The following is a 14,517-nucleotide window of genomic DNA, read 5'->3' on the forward strand; positions in this document are numbered from 1 at the left end:
GAGAGGAGCAGACCCGAGTGAACGCCGACCCGAGCCCGCTGCTCGAGCGGGTGCAGGTGCTGCTCTGCGACGCCGACGGCAACCTCTTCCCCTCCGAGGAGCCGGCCTTCGACGCGTCGGTGGAGGTCACCAACGCCTTCCTCGCCTCGATCGGCAGCACCCGCCGGTTCACCGCCGAGGAGCTGCGGCTGGCCGCCACCGGCATGAACTTCCGCACCACCGCGCTGCACCTGGCCGCCGCCGAGGGCGTCGAGGACGTCGACGTCGAGCCGTGGGTCCAGGAAGAGAGGCGGGCGGTGTCGGAGCACCTCGCCCGCACCCTCCGCCCGCACCCCGCGACCTCGGCCGCGCTGACGCTGCTCGCCGAGCACCTGCCGCTGGCCGCGGTCAGCTCCAGCGCCTTGGTGCGGCTCGCCGGCTGCTTCACCGCCACCGAGCTCGACGACCTCATCCCGGCCGACCGCCGGTTCAGCGCCGAGGACTCGCTGCCCACGCCGACGAGCAAGCCCGACCCGGCCGTGTACCTGCACGCCTGCGCCGAGCTGGGCATCGCCCCCGAGGCCGGCCTGGCCGTCGAGGACTCCGTCGTCGGCGTCCGGTCGGCCGTGGCCGCCGGGTGCCCCACGATCGGCAACCTGCTGTTCGTGCCGCCCGCCGAGCGGGCCGAGCGGGCCGCCGCGCTGGAGGCGGCCGGCGTCCTGGCCGTCGTCTCCTCGTGGCAGGAGGTGGCCGACCTCCTGCTGCCCACCTCCGACGTCCTGACGGGAGCCGCGCGGTGAACATCGTCTACAGCGCCTTCCGCGGCCACTTCTCCGACAGCCCCCGGGCCATCTACGAAGCGCTGCTCGCCCAGGGACCGGACTCCCCCGCGGCCGGGGCGACCCACACCTGGCTGGCCGCGCCGCACCTGCAGGCGACGTTCCCGGCCGGCATCGCGACCGTCGAGTTCGGCTCCCCCGAGTGCATCGCGGCGCTCGAGGCGGCCGACCTGGTCGTCTCCAACGACCACATCCCCCTCGACTGGGAGAAGAAGGCCGGCGCGACGTACCTGCAGACCTGGCACGGGACGCCGCTCAAGCGCATCCACAACGACGTCCTCTGGGCGCCCGAGGGCCGGCTGGCCTACCTCGAGCACGACATCGCCCGCTGGGACCTGCTGCTCTCGCCCAACACGGCGAGCACCGAGCGGCTGCGCAAGGCGTTCGGTTTCTCCGGGCCGATCCACGAGACCGGCCTGCCGCGCAACGACCTGCTCAGCAGCCCGCAGCGCGACCAGGTTCGGGCACAGGTCCGCGCCGACCTCGGCATCCGCGACGACCAGACGGTCGTCCTCTACACGCCGACCTGGCGCGACGACCTCGTCTTCAACAAGACCGGCCCGCAGGACTTCGAGTTCCCACTGGACCTCGACGACTTCGGCGCGCGCCTGGGCACCGGCCACGTGCTGCTGCTGCGCCTGCACAACATGGTGATGGACCGGCTGGAGGTCGCCGAGGGCTCGGTGGTCCGTGACGTCTGCAGCCATCCCGACATCCGAGACCTCTACCTGGCCGCGGACCTCATGGTCACCGACTACTCGTCGACCATGTTCGACTTCGCGATCACCGGCAAGCCGCTGCTGTTCTTCACCTACGACCTGGACTACTTCCGGGACGAGCTGCGCGGCTTCTACTTCGACCTGGCCGAGGCGGCCCCCACCCCGCTGCTGCGCACCAGCAAGGAGATCGTCGACGCGATCGCGGAGATCGACGACCTGACGGCGCAGACGCGCGACCGGTACGCCCGGTTCCGCGAGACCTTCACCCACCTGGAGGACGGGCACGCCACCGACCGCGTCCTCCAGCTGCTCTTCCCCGGCGCACCCGCGTCCGGGTCCACCGGAACGACCGAGGGAGATGAGAACCGTGCGGAACGCTGACCGGCTTCTGACCAGTGCACTGAAGGGCCGTTCTTCCTCGAGAGCCTCGCGCCTGCACGCCGCTCCCGCGCCGTTGCAGGTGGTGATCCTCGCGGCGGGCATGGGCACCCGCCTCGGCCGCGACCACCCGAAGCCGCTGACGCCCCTGCAGGACGGCCGCACGATCCTGCGCCGCCAGCTCGACGGGCTGCGGGCGGTGCTGGGCCCGGAGGTGCCGATCACCGCGGTCGTCGGATACCGCTGCGAGATGATCATGCAGGCCGCGCCGGACCTGACCTTCGCCTACAACCCCGACTTCGCGGTCACGAACACGTCGAAGAGCCTGCTCCGCGGGCTGCAGACCTCCCGCGACGGCGGTGTCCTGTGGCTCAACGGCGACGTCGTCTTCGACCCGGCCGTGCTCGAGCTCGCGCTGCCGAGCCTGAAGGCGGACCAGAGCTTCGTCTGCGTCGACACCAACACGGTGGCCGACGAAGAGGTCAAGTACACCCTCGACGGCGACGGGTTCGTCCGCGAGCTCTCCAAGACCGTCGTCGGCGGGCTGGGCGAGGCCGTCGGCATCAACTTCGTCTCCGCCGCCGACAAGGCCGCACTCGCCGAGCACCTGACCGCGTGCGACGCCAACGACTACTTCGAGCGCGGCATGGAGACCGCGATCGAGCACCGGGGCCTGCGCTTCCGGCCGATCGACATCTCGCAGTTCGCCGCGGTCGAGGTCGACTTCGAGACCGACCTCCAGCGCGCCAACACCCTGCTGCCGGGCGTCCGCACCGCGACGGCGCTGGACGGGGTGGCCGCCGAGGCCGGCTGACCGACGTCCCCTCCCGGTCGGCTCAGCCGACCGGGACGGGATCGGTCGCGCCGCTCGGGGTCGTTCCGCTCGGGCGAGGGGTCTCGCGGAACCGCCGCACGGCGGCGATGCCGCCGGCCACCAGCCCGAAGCCGAGCGTCACGAGCAGACCGACGGCGATCCGGGCGGCGAGCTGCGGCCCGCCCGACAGGGCGTTCGCCGACCAGAGGACGTCGACGTCCGGCAGGCCCTGCACCAGCAGCAGCCAGCCGAGGACGACGGCCATCAGGCCGGCCATGGCACCGCGCCCGCGCAGGGCGGCGCGGAACCCCAGGCCGGCGACCAGCGCGGCCAGCAGGGCCGGCATGGCGGCCGACAGCAGCGCCCCCGCGTGCGAGGAGAGCGACTCCGGCGGCGCGGGCGTGGCCGCGGCGTGCCACACCGCCGCGGTGGCACCGGCCACCAGCAGCACGCCCAGCGGACGCGGCGTACGGGCCAGCAGCCCGGCTGCCAGCGCGACCAGCACGAGGCCGACGTGCACCGGCCAGACCAGCCACGGCGGGGGCGGCGGGGACCAGGTCAGCACGCCCTCGATGGCGATCGGGGTCCGGCCGTGCAGCACCGGCACCGTCCATTCGAAGACCGTGTGCTCCGCACCCGGATCGGCGGCCACCTGCGGCGGCAGCTGCTTCTCGCTCATCCAGTGCGTGCGGTGGTCGTGCCAGACGTAGGCCGACTTCGTCGACACCTTCTCCCAGTCCGGCGCCGCCCCCTCGCGGGCGTGGGCCGGCACGTCGACCAGGGCGAACCGGTCGAGGTTGACGTAGGTCGCGGCGCTGTTGGCGTTGCGCCAGACGCCGTCGGGCCCGATGCGCAGGTACGGCTCGCCGTCGTAACCCGGCACGACCACCTCGGTGGCGGTGTCGTTGGCCAGCTCGATCTCGTCCCCGAACTGCAGGACCCGGACCCGGATGCCGGGCACGTCCGGGGTCACCGAGGTGACGCGGGCGTCGTAGTTGCTGCCAGCCGCCCCGCCCCCGACGTGCGCCGCCGCCGGGCCGGCCACCGACAGCGTGGCCAGCACGCCGAGCACGACGACGAGCAGCCGGGCCGGCGCCCGCCTCACGCCGCGCCCGCCACCACGGAGAGGTCCGCGGCGATGTCGCGCGCGGTGTTGCCGGCGTCGAAGGCGACGTGCGCCTCGTCGTCGGTCCCGTACAGGAGCAGCAACGACGAGTGCAGCCGGCCCTGGTCCTCCGCCAGGGGCACGCCGGTGGCCAGCTGCGCCCGGTCGATCGCCTCCTGGTCGCCGGTGAGCCCGGTGAACCGGATGGGCAGGTCGGCGTCGAAGCGGCCCAGGTACTCGGCGAGCACCTCCGGGGTGTCGGTCGCCGGGTCGGTGGTCACGAAGATCATCTGCAGGTCGTCGGTGACCGCCGGCTCCAGCCCGCGCAACGCGACGGCGACGTCGGCCATCGTCGTCGGGCAGATGTCGGGGCAGTTCGTGTAGCCGAAGAACAGCAGCGTCGGCCGGCCGGCGGTCTCCTCCCGGAAGTCGAAGGTTGCCCCGGTCGTGTCGGTCAGCGTGAAGGTCGGGCGCCGGTACGGCTCGGCCAGGTCCAGGCCCGCATACCGGTCCCCCGGCCCCTCCAAGGTGGCCACGCCTCCCGAGTGGCCACCCGAGTGGTCGTGCCCCGACTCCGCCGCCGGCGCCTCGCCGCCGCACCCGGCCAGCGCCACGCCGGCGGCGAGCAGGAGGGCGGTCAGGTAGCGCGGTGAACTCACGACGACACGGTACGTCGACCGGCCCGCCAGCCGAGGACGACGCCGGCGATGCCGGTGAGCAGCGCGACGATCGCGACGAAGAGGGCCAGCGCGCCCGGGTTCTCCGCGGCCGCCTCGGCGTGGGAGTGGTCGCTGTCGGTCGCCGCCGTCCCGGTTCCGCTGTCCGAGGCGAGCGTCAGCACCGGGGCGGGGCGCTCGGGCTCGCCCTGGCCCTCGACGGTGGGCTCGATCCAGGCGGCCTCGGTGCCGTCGCTGTAGAGCTGCACCGTCGGGAACGAGACCGAGGCCACGTCGGGGAAGGGACCGCCGGAGAGCGCGAACTCCTGGAACTCGCCGGGCGCGATGCCGGCGCCGTCCACGGCGCGGAACTCGACGACCGACACGTAGGAGGTGATCTCCTGCCCGTGGTTCTCGAGCGGCTCGTCCAGCGCCGCCGTGGTCAGCGTCGCGGTCCAGCCGGGCACGGGCTGGGTGCGCAGGGAGGCCAGTGCGGCCTCCTCGGGGATCTGGATGCGCAGCCCGACGGTCGACGCCGCCTCGCTCTCGTTCGGCACGCGGAAGGTCAGCTTGCCGTAGCCGCCGGGGGCGGCGTCCTGCGACGAGACGGTCACGTGGGCCGACGCCACCCCCGCCCAGGTCACCACGGCGGTCAGGACGGCCACGACGACGACGGTCAGGCGGGCAGGGGCACGACGGACGGACACGGAACTCCTCATGGTTGGGACCAACGGGACAGAGCGGGGCCGCTCACCGCACCGGGAAGGTGGTGCTCGCCGTGGTGGCGGTGAACTCGTCGAGGCGGACGCTGACCGACAGCGTCCAGGTGCCGGCGCCCGGAATGGCCGTTCCGTCACCGACGTAGTGGCCGGGACCGGCGGGCTGGAGATCCACGTCCAGCGGACCGATCTCCTGCGCCTGCTCGGTGAGGCTGACGTCGAGGTCGGCCGGCTGGGTCAGCCGCCCGGTGTCGTCGAACAGGTAGACGTGCAGGGTGTTGGGTCCGGGCCGGGCGGGATCGAGCGAGATCTGCACGCTGCCCGACGGGCCGGCCCTGCCCTCCAGCGGCAGCACCACGTCGACCGGCTCGGCGACGGCCGACCGGGCCGGCGGCGTGCCGACCAGGACGGCCGACAGTGCCAGGATCGCCGCCGCGACGACGACCTCCACCAGGACCGACCGGCGCAGTGCCGGCACGTGCTCCGCGGCGCTCTCCGATTGCAGGTGCTCGCGCACGGCGGCCGGCCCGTCCTGCGCCGGCGGGCCACCACCGGCGTTGGCGAAGGCGTGCGCGGGAAGGCTGCGCCGGGGGCCCGGCCGCGAGCGGCGGACGCCGAGCCGCTGCTGCACCCACACCCGCGAGACGCCCGCGGCGGCGAGCACGACCAGCACCAGGACCAGCTTGGCGACCAGCACCCAGCCGTAGGTGGTGAAGAACAGCCCGGTGGGGGACTCCACCTCGCGGACCGACTGGACGACGCCGCTGACGACGAGGGCGGACACCGAGGCGAACGCGAGCCGGGAGTAGCGGGGCACCGCGGTCGCCAGGTCGTCGGCGGGCGTGCCCGGCCGCAGCACCCCCGCGAGCAGGCCGGCCAGCCCGCCCAGCCACACGGCCATCGCCGCCACGTGCACGACGGTGACCGCGACCGCGAGGCCCGGCCACGGCCCGGCCACCGGGTGACCGATCGCGGCGGTGCTGACGACCAAGCCCGCCGCGAGCAGCCCGCCGGCGACGACCGCCGGCAGCGTCGGCGCGTCGCCCCGCCAGGCGGTCCGCAGGAGGGCGGCCAGCGCGAGGGCGAGCCCGAGCCGGGCCAGCAGCACCCAGCCGGCGGCCGACGACGCGGTGGCGGCGAGCAGCGAGGTGTCGGCGATCGAGCCGAGCCCGGTGGCCGCCGCGTATGGCCCCTGGAGCAGGAAGCTCACCGCTGCGGCGACCGCGACCGCGAGCGCGCCCCCCACGGCGAGCCGGCGCAGCCGGTCGGCCGCCCAGCCGGCCGGCCAGCACACCAGGACCAGCACGGGGACGCCGATGGCGAGGGCGAGACCCGCGAAGCCCACCCAGCGGGCGATGGGCAGCGCCGTGGCGACGAGCGGGTCGGTGGGATCGACGGCCGTGCCGGCGGCGACCAGGTCCGCGTCGCCGACGGTGAAGGAGAACGCCCCGGAGATGGGGTGCGAGTCGGCCGAGACGACGCGGTAGGTGAGCAGGTAGCCCTGGTCGTCGGGCAGTTCGCTGCGCGGGACGACGGTCACCGTTCCGCCGTCGACGGAGGTCTCCGTCAGGTGCACCGTGCCGTCCGAGTGGATCAGGCGGGCGTAGCCGGCGCCCAGCGAGACCGGCTCGCTGAAGGTGAGCGTGATCTCGTCGGGCGCCTCGTCCATCCGGGCCCCCTCCGCCGGGTCGGTGGCGACGAGGGTGGCGTGGGCCGCGGCCGGCCCTGCGGTGAGCAGACCGAGGAGCAGCCAGCCGGCGATCAGGGGGACCAGCAGCGCGGCCGAGCGTGTCACGCGGTCACCCGTCGGGACACCACGGCCCGTGGTTGCCGGCTGCGCCCGCGCCAGGCCACGACGGCCACCAGGCCGGCGCCGGCCAGGAGCAGCAGGTGGGCGACCGCCCGGTCGAGGTGCACGTGGCCGGCGCCGAGGTCGGCCACGGTGACCGGTACGAGCAGCGCCGCGAACGTGCCGAGGAACGGCAGCGCCCCGGCCGCCAGCCGCGGCGCCGCCGCGACGGCGAGGAAGGCGGCGGCCACGCCGAGGTTCCACGCACCGGTCTCGTGGGCCATGTGCACCGGCGCGCTCATCGCCCCGGCGCCGGTCGTCAACGTCGGCCAGGCCAGACCGGCCTGGGCCACGCCGACCGTGAGCAGGGCCAGGCGCAGTGCCGTCGCGGCCAGCCGGGCGCGTGCGGCGGAGGCGCTCCCGGGCAGCTCGCGCGGCAGTGCGCCGAGCACGGCCGCCGTGAGATCGGGCACAGGAGCCGCCGGCGCGAGCCGGGCGCGACGCGTGACCCGGGCGGCCTGCTCCGCCCAGCCGGCGCAGTCGGCGCACGCCGCGAGATGGGCGTCGAGCTGCGCGGCAGGCATCCCGAGCGGCTCGCCGTCGAGCCTGGCGGAGATGGCCTCACGGACCGAAGGTGGGCACGGCATGCCGTATTGGTCGTCCGCCGGGGCCCTCTGGTTCCCACCGCTTGCGGGTCGGTAGGCGAACATGGGGACGTGGACGACCTGCAGGGCATCGCGGAGGACGCCGCGGGCGGCGATCCGCTGGCTGCCGCGGCGCTCGTCCGAGCCACCCAGACCGACGTCTGGCGGCTGTGCGCCGCCCTGGGCGATCCCGGGTCGGCCGACGACCTGACGCAGGAGACCTACCTGCGCGCCTTCGGCTCGCTGCACCGGTTCGAGCACCGGTCGTCGGTCCGCACGTGGCTGCTCGCGATCGCGCGGCGGGTCTGCGCGGACGCCGTCCGCTCCCGCCGGCGCCGGCGGCTCACCCTCGTCCGGGACACCGCTGACCTCGAGCTCCTGGCGGCCGAGGGCGGGCCGGACGACTCCGTCGGCGAGGGTGCCGCCGTCGCCGACCTGCTGTCCCGGCTGGACCCCGACCGGCGCGAGGCGTTCGTCCTCACCCAGCTCCTGGGGCTGCCCTACGCCGACGCGGCCGAGGTGGCCGGCTGCCCCGTCGGCACCATCCGCTCCCGAGTGGCGCGCGCCCGCGCCGACCTGGTCCGAGACCTCGCCGGAGTGAGGACCGCCGACGAGGAGGGCGACGCCGCGCACGCGTGAGCGCCCGCAGGTACCTGGTACCGGCGGCGGCACCTATGCTGCCCGACGGCCCCGTGCCGCCCGTGGCGTCCCGGCCGTTCACCTTCCCGAGACGGAGCCGACGCGTGCCCTTCAGCCTGACGCCCAAGGACTCGAGCTTCTATCCGCTGTTCGCCGCGTCCGCGGAGAACCTCGTGGCCGCCACCGACGTCCTCGGCGAGTTCATCCACGACCACGCCCGGCGCGCCGAGCTGGCCGCGCGGCTGCGCGACCTGGAGCACGAGGCCGACCAGACCACGCACGCGATCTTCCGGCACCTCAACACCAGCTTCGTGACGCCGTTCGACCGCGAGGACATCTACAAGCTCGCCAGCAACCTCGACGACGTCATGGACTTCGTCGAGGCCGCCGCGGACCTCGTCGTCCTCACCGGGCTGGGCACCCTTCCCGCCGAGATGAGCCAGCAGGTCGCCCTCCTCCAGCGCTGCGCGCAGACGACCGCCGAGGCCATGCCGCGGCTGAGGACGCTCAAGGACCTCTCCGACTACTGGATCGAGGTCAACCGCATCGAGAACGAGGCGGACAAGCTCTACCGCCGCCTGCTCTCCCGGCTCTACAGCGGCGAGTTCGACGCCCTGGAGATCCTGAAGCTCAAGGAGGTCGCCGACCAGCTCGAGGAGGCGGCCGACGCCTTCGAGCACATCGCCAACGTGGTCGAGACCATCGCGGTCAAGGAGTCCTGACCCCGGTGTACCGCTGATGGATCCGGCCTTCCTCGGGCTCGTCGTGATCATCCTGGTCGCGCTGGCCTTCGACTACACCAACGGCTTCCACGACGCGGCCAACGCGATCGCCGTCGCCGTCTCCACCAAGGCGCTGACGCCGCGGGTGGCCCTGGCGCTGGCCGCCGTGATGAACCTGGTCGGCGCGCTGCTGTCCACCGAGGTGGCCAAGACCGTGGGCGCCGGGATCATCGAGCCACCGGAGGGCGCCGGGGGTCTGGAGATCGTCTTCGCGGGGGTCGTCGGCGCGATCGTCTGGAACCTGATCACCTGGTGGTACGGACTGCCGTCGTCGTCCTCCCACGCCCTGATCGGCGGCCTGGTCGGCGCCGCCCTCGCCGCGGCCCACTCGGTGCAGTGGATGGGCGTGTTCGAGAAGGTCATCGTCCCGATGATCGTCTCGCCGCTGGTCGGCTTCGGGCTCGGCTACCTGTTCATGCTCGCCCTGCTGTGGGCGTTCCGGCGGTCCCACGTCGCCAGGGCCAACCGCAACTTCAAGCTGGCGCAGATCGTCAGCTCGGCCACGATGGCGCTGGGCCACGGGATGCAGGACGCCCAGAAGACGATGGGCATCATGACCCTCGCCCTGTTCACCGCGGGGGAGATCGACACCTTCGAGGTGCCGTTCTGGGTGGTGCTGTCCGCCGCGGCGGCGATCGCGGCGGGCACCTACGCCGGCGGTTTCCGGATCATGCGGACGATGGGGCGCCGGATCATCCAGCTGACGCCGACCGGCGGGTTCGCCGCGCAGACGGTCGCCTCCAGCGTCATGGTCACCACCGCCACCGTCTTCGCCGTCCCCGTGTCGACGACGCACATCACCACCACGTCGATCATGGGTGTCGGCGCGACCCGGCGGCTGTCGGCGGTCCGCTGGGGCGTGGCCGGCAACATCGTGGGCGCCTGGATCGTGACCCTGCCGGCCGCCGCGGCCGTGGCAGCCGTGACCTACTTCCTGACCGACCTGGTCGTGGGGTGAGATGACCGCGTGACCGGCGCCACCGCACCCGCGCCGGTCGCGCTGGGCACCGCTGCTGGGCGCTGGCTGGTGGCGGTCACGGTGCTCGCGTCGGGCATGGCCTTCCTCGACGGGACCGCCGTGCAGGTGGCGCTGCCCGCGATCGGCCGCGACCTCGAGGCCAACCTGTCGGGGCTGCAGTGGACGGTCAACGGCTACACCCTGGCGCTGGCGGCGCTGATCCTGCTCGGCGGATCGCTCGGCGACCGCTACGGGCGGCGCCGGGTGTTCGTCATCGGCGTGGTCTGGTTCGCCGCCGCCTCCCTGCTGTGCGGCCTGGCGCAGAACACCGGGCAGCTCGTCGCGGCCCGGGCGCTGCAGGGCATCGGCGGCGCGCTGCTGACGCCGGGCAGCCTGGCGCTGATCCAGGCCTCGTTCCGTCCCGGTGACCGCGGCCGGGCCATCGGGCTGTGGTCGTCGCTGTCGGGCATCTCCGCGCTGATCGGCCCCTTCCTCGGCGGGCTGCTGGTCGACGCGGTGAGCTGGCGGCTGGTCTTCCTCATCAACGTGCCGATCGCCGTGGTCATCGTCGCGGTCGCCGGCCGGCACGTGCCCGAGAGCCGGGACGGCGGCCATCACGGCCGGTTCGACGTCGCCGGCGCGGCACTCGGCGCCGTCGCGCTCGGCGGCGTCACCTACGCGCTGATCGCCGGGGCGGACACCTTCGCGCGGACCGACGTCGTCGTCTCCGCGGCGCTCGGCGTGGCCGCGGCGGTCGGCTTCGTCGTCCGTGAGCGGGCGGCCGCGGACCCGATGCTGCCGCTCGGCGTCTTCGCCGACCGTCAGTTCACCGGCGCCAACCTGTCGACCCTCGCCGTCTACGGCGCGCTGGGCGGGAGCGGCCTGTTCCTCGTCCTGCAGCTGCAGAACGTGCTCGGCTACGGCGCCACGGCGGCCGGGGCGGCGATGCTGCCGTCGATCCTGCTGCTCACCCTGCTCTCGCCCCGGGCCGGGGCGCTGGCCCAGCAGATCGGCCCGCGGCTGCCGATGACCGTCGGCCCGCTGGTGATCGCCGCGGGCACGCTCCTGCTGGCCTGGGTGGACGGCGACGCCCCGTACGTCGTCGAGGTACTGCCGGGCACGGTGCTGCAGGGGCTGGGCCTCGCCCTCACCGTGGCGCCGCTGACCGCCACCGTGCTGGGCGCGGCGCCCGACGCGATGGCCGGCGTCGCCAGCGGCGTCAACAACGCCGTCGCCCGCGCGGCCCAGCTGCTGGCGGTCGCGGCCCTGCCGGTCGCGGTTGGCCTCTCCGGCGACGACTACACCGACCCGGTCGCCTTCACCAGCGGCTTCTCCACGGCGATGATCATCTGTGCGGGGCTGTTCGCCGCGGGCGGGCTCACGGCCTGGTCGACGATCCGGTCCGACGTGCTGCAGACCACATCCCGCTGAGTGAGACGTGTTGTGAGCAATCCCGACCGATCTGGTAGACATAGCGCCGTGGCAGAGACGACGGTGCTCCTCGTGGGGCGCATCCATGTCGACCTGCTGCGCGTCTGCGCCAGCCGCTGTCCGGGCCGCTGACTCCCGCGCCTGAGGCGCTCCCCTGCTTTCCGCCGCGCTGCGCCCTGCCCGCGCGCGCCCGCGGTCCCCTGAGACTCGGAGTTCAGTCCCGTGAAGACCCTTGTTCTGCTCGCCCTCGTCGGCCTGGGTGCGCAGCTCGTGGACGGCAGCCTGGGCATGGCCTACGGCGTCACCTCGACCACCCTGCTGCTCGCCATCGGCACCAGTCCCGCGGCCGCCTCGGCCACGGTGCACCTCGCGGAGATCGGGACGACGCTCGCCTCGGGCCTCTCCCACTGGAAGTTCGGCAACGTCGACTGGAAGGTCGTCGCCAAGATCGGCCTCCCCGGCGCGATCGGCGCGTTCGCCGGCGCGACGTTCCTCGCCAGCCTGTCCACCGCGGTCGCGGCCCCGGTGATGTCGCTGATCCTCCTCACGCTCGGCGTCTACATCCTGGTGCGATTCACGCTCCGGGGCATCGACCGCCGGCACCTGGGCAAGCCGATGCGCAAGCGCTTCCTCGGCCCGCTGGGCCTGGTCGCCGGCTTCGTCGACGCCACCGGCGGCGGCGGGTGGGGCCCGGTCGGCACGCCCGCCATCCTGGCCAGCGGCCGGATGGAGCCGCGCAAGGTGATCGGCTCGATCGACACTTCCGAGTTCCTGGTGGCGCTGGCTGCCAGCCTCGGGTTCCTGTTCGCGCTCGGCTCGCAGGGCGTGAACTTCACGTGGGTCGCAGGGCTGCTGATCGGCGGCCTGATCGCCGCGCCGATCGCCGCGTGGCTGGTCCGGCACATCCCGCCCCGGCTGCTCGGCTCCCTGGTCGGCGGCATCATCGTGCTGACCAACACCCGCACGCTGCTGAGGAGCGACTGGATCGACGCCGCCGACGGCACCCGCTACCTGGTGTACGGGGCGATCTACCTGATCTGGGCCGCGGCCGTGGTGTGGTCGTTCATCGAGTACCGGAAGGACCGCGACCTGGAGTCGGCCGAGGCCGTCTCCGCCCTGGCCGAGCGCAACGCGGTGGCCGAGCGCAACGTGGGGACCGAGCAGGAGGCCGCGCCCGTCGCCGAGTCGGTGCCGGCCGGTCGCCCCAGCGCCCCGCGCGACTGACGACCGCATGCGGGGATCAGGTGACCTGATCCCGCAGCGTCCTCCCTCACCGCAGAACGTGGGGGAGGACGCTCGACGATCAGGTCACCTGATCATCGCGGACGCCGGCGAGCAGGTGGGCCTCGATTTCGAACGGCAGGCCGGGTTCGGGGCGGTGCGCCGCCCTGGGCGGGCGCCCGTCTGCCCGCAGCCAGGCCCACGTGTCGGCCACCGAGTCGCGCAGCGGGCGGCTGGGCAACCCGAGCTCGCGCGCACGGGAGGTGTCGACGTCCCAAGCCGTGCGCGCCACGTCGGCCGGCAGCCACAGCGGCAGGTGCACCCACGGCTCGACCCCGGCGGCCAGCAGCGCGGCCTCCGGCACCGGCACCCACTCCGCGTCGCTGCCGGTCACCTCGCGGCAGAGCTCCAGCAGCCCGCCGAGCGTGCTCATGCCGGTCGGCCCGGTCGCGTTCACCGCGCCGGAGAGTCCGCGCTCGACCGCCTCGATCAGCCACTCCGCCAGGTCCCGGGCGTCCACCGCGGCGATCGGCTGCTCCAGTGCATCCGGGACGACGACCCGGCCGCCCCGGGCGATGCGCTCCAGCCACCAGCCGAGCCGGTGGATGGGGTCGTACGGGCCGATGATGAGCCCGGCGCGGGCGGTCAGGAACCGATCGCCCAGCGCCGCGCCCAGGATCCGCTCGCTCGCGGCCTTGATGGGGCCGTACTCCTCGTCGTCCGTCGTCCAGGTCGGCTCGTCGTCCTCCCGACCGATCGGACCGGGCGGCCAGTTCGCGTAGGCGTTCAGGCTGCTGACGAAGGCGTAGGCGCGGACGTCGCCGAGCACCTCGGCGGCGTTGCGGGCCGCGGTGCGCGTCTGGCACGACGTGTCCACGACCAGGTCGGGCGTCCCGTCGGCCAGCGCCTTCGGGAGGGCGTCGGGGTCGTCGCGGTCGCCGTGCAGGGGACGCGCTCCTTCGGGGGGCTCCCCCGAGACGCCGCGGGTGAAGGTGGCGACGTCGTGGCCGCGCTCGAGCGCCGCGGAGGCGACGTGCCGGCCGAGGAAGTGGGTGCCGCCGAGGACGAGGAGCCGCATGCGCTCACTCCAGCCGAGCCGCTCCCCCGCCGTCCAGCCGGTTCGCGGCCGGCGGAATCGGGTTCAGACCGCCCGGCGGTACTCCGGCACCTGGGGCAGGGGCGTGGACCGCGCGGCGGCGAGCACCATCTGCGGCGAGCGGGGCAGCCCGCGCCGCGTGCACAGCCGCAGCGCCCGTGCGCCGGTGAGGACGTCGGTCTCCGGCGGCACGACCAGCAGGTCCGCACGCCGCAGGCCGCCGTCCCAGGTCAGGCAGACCACGCCCGGATCCATGCTGCGGAAACCGCCGGTGCGCACCACCCGGTCCTGGACGAGGAGCTTGCGGGGCACGGTCGACCACGCGTCGAGGGGGTAGGTGAACCGCTCCACCCGCACGCCGCGGCGGTCGAGCTCGGCGATCAGCTCCGGCAGCTCGACGGCGAGGTCCCGGCAGCGCGGGAACCACGCCCCGTCGAAGGCCGAGGCCCCGTCACCCGCGTTCTCCCGAAGACTCACCCGGACGTCGATGCCGCCCCGGAACCCACCGCCCGGAGCCGTTCGGGTGATCGTCGTCATCAGCGCTCGGCCGCCTCTCGTTCCTCGACACACGGACCCATCGGCAACGTATGTCGAGGTCGGCGCCCGGCTCGCGCAGGCGGATGCGGGCGGGTCGCCGTCCCCCGGCCCGTCGTCACGACCCGTGCCCACCCGGCCACGGCTGCCCTTCCCACCCCCGGAGATGATCATCGGCGAATGGCTGGGCCCGACGGCCGCGGAGTCAACCGGT

Annotated in this window: 15 protein-coding genes; 8 read left to right on the forward strand and 7 right to left on the reverse strand. The window is 74.1% G+C overall.

Features of this window, described 5'->3' with window-relative positions; translation table 11 throughout:
• Positions 1 to 17 precede the first annotated feature (17 nt).
• From MVA48_RS10035 to MVA48_RS10045, 3 genes are read left to right on the forward strand one after another with little or no spacing between them, the layout of a single operon-like run.
• Positions 18 to 779, forward strand: coding sequence for an HAD family hydrolase (locus tag MVA48_RS10035; RefSeq protein ID WP_246988407.1), 762 nt, complete (start codon positions 18 to 20; stop codon positions 777 to 779).
• Positions 776 to 1,918, forward strand: coding sequence for a CDP-glycerol glycerophosphotransferase family protein (locus MVA48_RS10040; RefSeq protein ID WP_246988409.1), 1,143 nt, complete (start codon positions 776 to 778; stop codon positions 1,916 to 1,918). Before MVA48_RS10035 ends, MVA48_RS10040 begins: the two co-directional genes overlap by 4 nt.
• Complete coding sequence (locus tag MVA48_RS10045) at positions 1,905 to 2,729, forward strand: phosphocholine cytidylyltransferase family protein (RefSeq protein ID WP_246988411.1); 825 nt, start codon at positions 1,905 to 1,907, stop codon at positions 2,727 to 2,729. The genes MVA48_RS10040 and MVA48_RS10045 overlap by 14 nt, the downstream gene beginning before the upstream one ends.
• A 22-nt stretch (positions 2,730 to 2,751) precedes the next feature.
• On the opposite strand, the gene MVA48_RS10050 is transcribed toward MVA48_RS10045, so the two are convergent.
• Genes MVA48_RS10050 through MVA48_RS10070 form a run of 5 tightly spaced genes read right to left on the reverse strand, consistent with a single transcriptional unit; the run spans position 2,752 to position 7,708 of the window.
• Positions 2,752 to 3,834 (reverse strand): hypothetical protein, encoded by a 1,083-nt coding sequence (locus MVA48_RS10050; RefSeq protein ID WP_246988413.1) that lies wholly within the window; start codon positions 3,832 to 3,834, stop codon positions 2,752 to 2,754.
• The gene (locus MVA48_RS10055) at positions 3,831 to 4,493 is read right to left on the reverse strand and encodes an SCO family protein (RefSeq protein WP_246988415.1); all 663 of its coding nucleotides are present in this window, start codon (positions 4,491 to 4,493) and stop codon (positions 3,831 to 3,833) included. Before MVA48_RS10055 ends, MVA48_RS10050 begins: the two co-directional genes overlap by 4 nt.
• Complete coding sequence (locus MVA48_RS10060) at positions 4,490 to 5,197, reverse strand: YcnI family protein (protein WP_246988417.1); 708 nt, start codon at positions 5,195 to 5,197, stop codon at positions 4,490 to 4,492. Before MVA48_RS10060 ends, MVA48_RS10055 begins: the two co-directional genes overlap by 4 nt.
• 43 nt (positions 5,198 to 5,240) lie before the next feature.
• Positions 5,241 to 7,004, reverse strand: a complete 1,764-nt coding sequence (locus MVA48_RS10065) for a copper resistance CopC/CopD family protein (protein WP_246988419.1) — start codon at positions 7,002 to 7,004, stop codon at positions 5,241 to 5,243.
• Complete coding sequence (locus MVA48_RS10070) at positions 7,001 to 7,708, reverse strand: zf-HC2 domain-containing protein (RefSeq protein ID WP_371821207.1); 708 nt, start codon at positions 7,706 to 7,708, stop codon at positions 7,001 to 7,003. Before MVA48_RS10070 ends, MVA48_RS10065 begins: the two co-directional genes overlap by 4 nt.
• A gap of 6 nt (positions 7,709 to 7,714) precedes the next feature.
• On the opposite strand from MVA48_RS10070, the gene MVA48_RS10075 reads away from it, so the two are divergent.
• The 5 genes from MVA48_RS10075 to MVA48_RS10095 all read left to right on the forward strand — a co-directional run bounded on the left by MVA48_RS10075 (position 7,715) and on the right by MVA48_RS10095 (position 12,676).
• Entirely contained in the window at positions 7,715 to 8,281 is a 567-nt protein-coding gene (locus MVA48_RS10075; RefSeq protein WP_246988423.1) for a sigma-70 family RNA polymerase sigma factor, read from the forward strand.
• A 104-nt stretch (positions 8,282 to 8,385) separates the two neighbouring features.
• Entirely contained in the window at positions 8,386 to 9,003 is a 618-nt protein-coding gene (locus MVA48_RS10080; RefSeq protein ID WP_246988425.1) for a DUF47 domain-containing protein, read from the forward strand.
• A 16-nt stretch (positions 9,004 to 9,019) separates the two neighbouring features.
• Complete coding sequence (locus MVA48_RS10085; RefSeq protein WP_246988427.1) at positions 9,020 to 10,021, forward strand: inorganic phosphate transporter; 1,002 nt, start codon at positions 9,020 to 9,022, stop codon at positions 10,019 to 10,021.
• Between the two features lie 9 nt (positions 10,022 to 10,030).
• On the forward strand, positions 10,031 to 11,452 hold the full coding sequence (locus MVA48_RS10090; protein ID WP_246988429.1) for an MFS transporter: 1,422 nt from the start codon (positions 10,031 to 10,033) through the stop codon (positions 11,450 to 11,452).
• Between the two features lie 222 nt (positions 11,453 to 11,674).
• Complete coding sequence (locus MVA48_RS10095) at positions 11,675 to 12,676, forward strand: sulfite exporter TauE/SafE family protein (protein WP_246988431.1); 1,002 nt, start codon at positions 11,675 to 11,677, stop codon at positions 12,674 to 12,676.
• 79 nt (positions 12,677 to 12,755) lie between these two features.
• Here MVA48_RS10095 and MVA48_RS10100 read toward each other — a convergent pair whose 3' ends face one another.
• Positions 12,756 to 13,751, reverse strand: coding sequence for an NAD-dependent epimerase/dehydratase family protein (locus MVA48_RS10100; protein WP_246988433.1), 996 nt, complete (start codon positions 13,749 to 13,751; stop codon positions 12,756 to 12,758).
• Positions 13,752 to 13,814: 63 nt separating this feature from the next.
• Positions 13,815 to 14,306, reverse strand: a complete 492-nt coding sequence (locus MVA48_RS10105; RefSeq protein WP_246988434.1) for a DUF5994 family protein — start codon at positions 14,304 to 14,306, stop codon at positions 13,815 to 13,817.
• Between the last annotated feature and the right edge of the window lie 211 nt (positions 14,307 to 14,517).

The organism is Blastococcus sp. PRF04-17 (genome assembly GCF_023016265.1).
GTDB lineage: Bacteria > Actinomycetota > Actinomycetes > Mycobacteriales > Geodermatophilaceae > Blastococcus_B.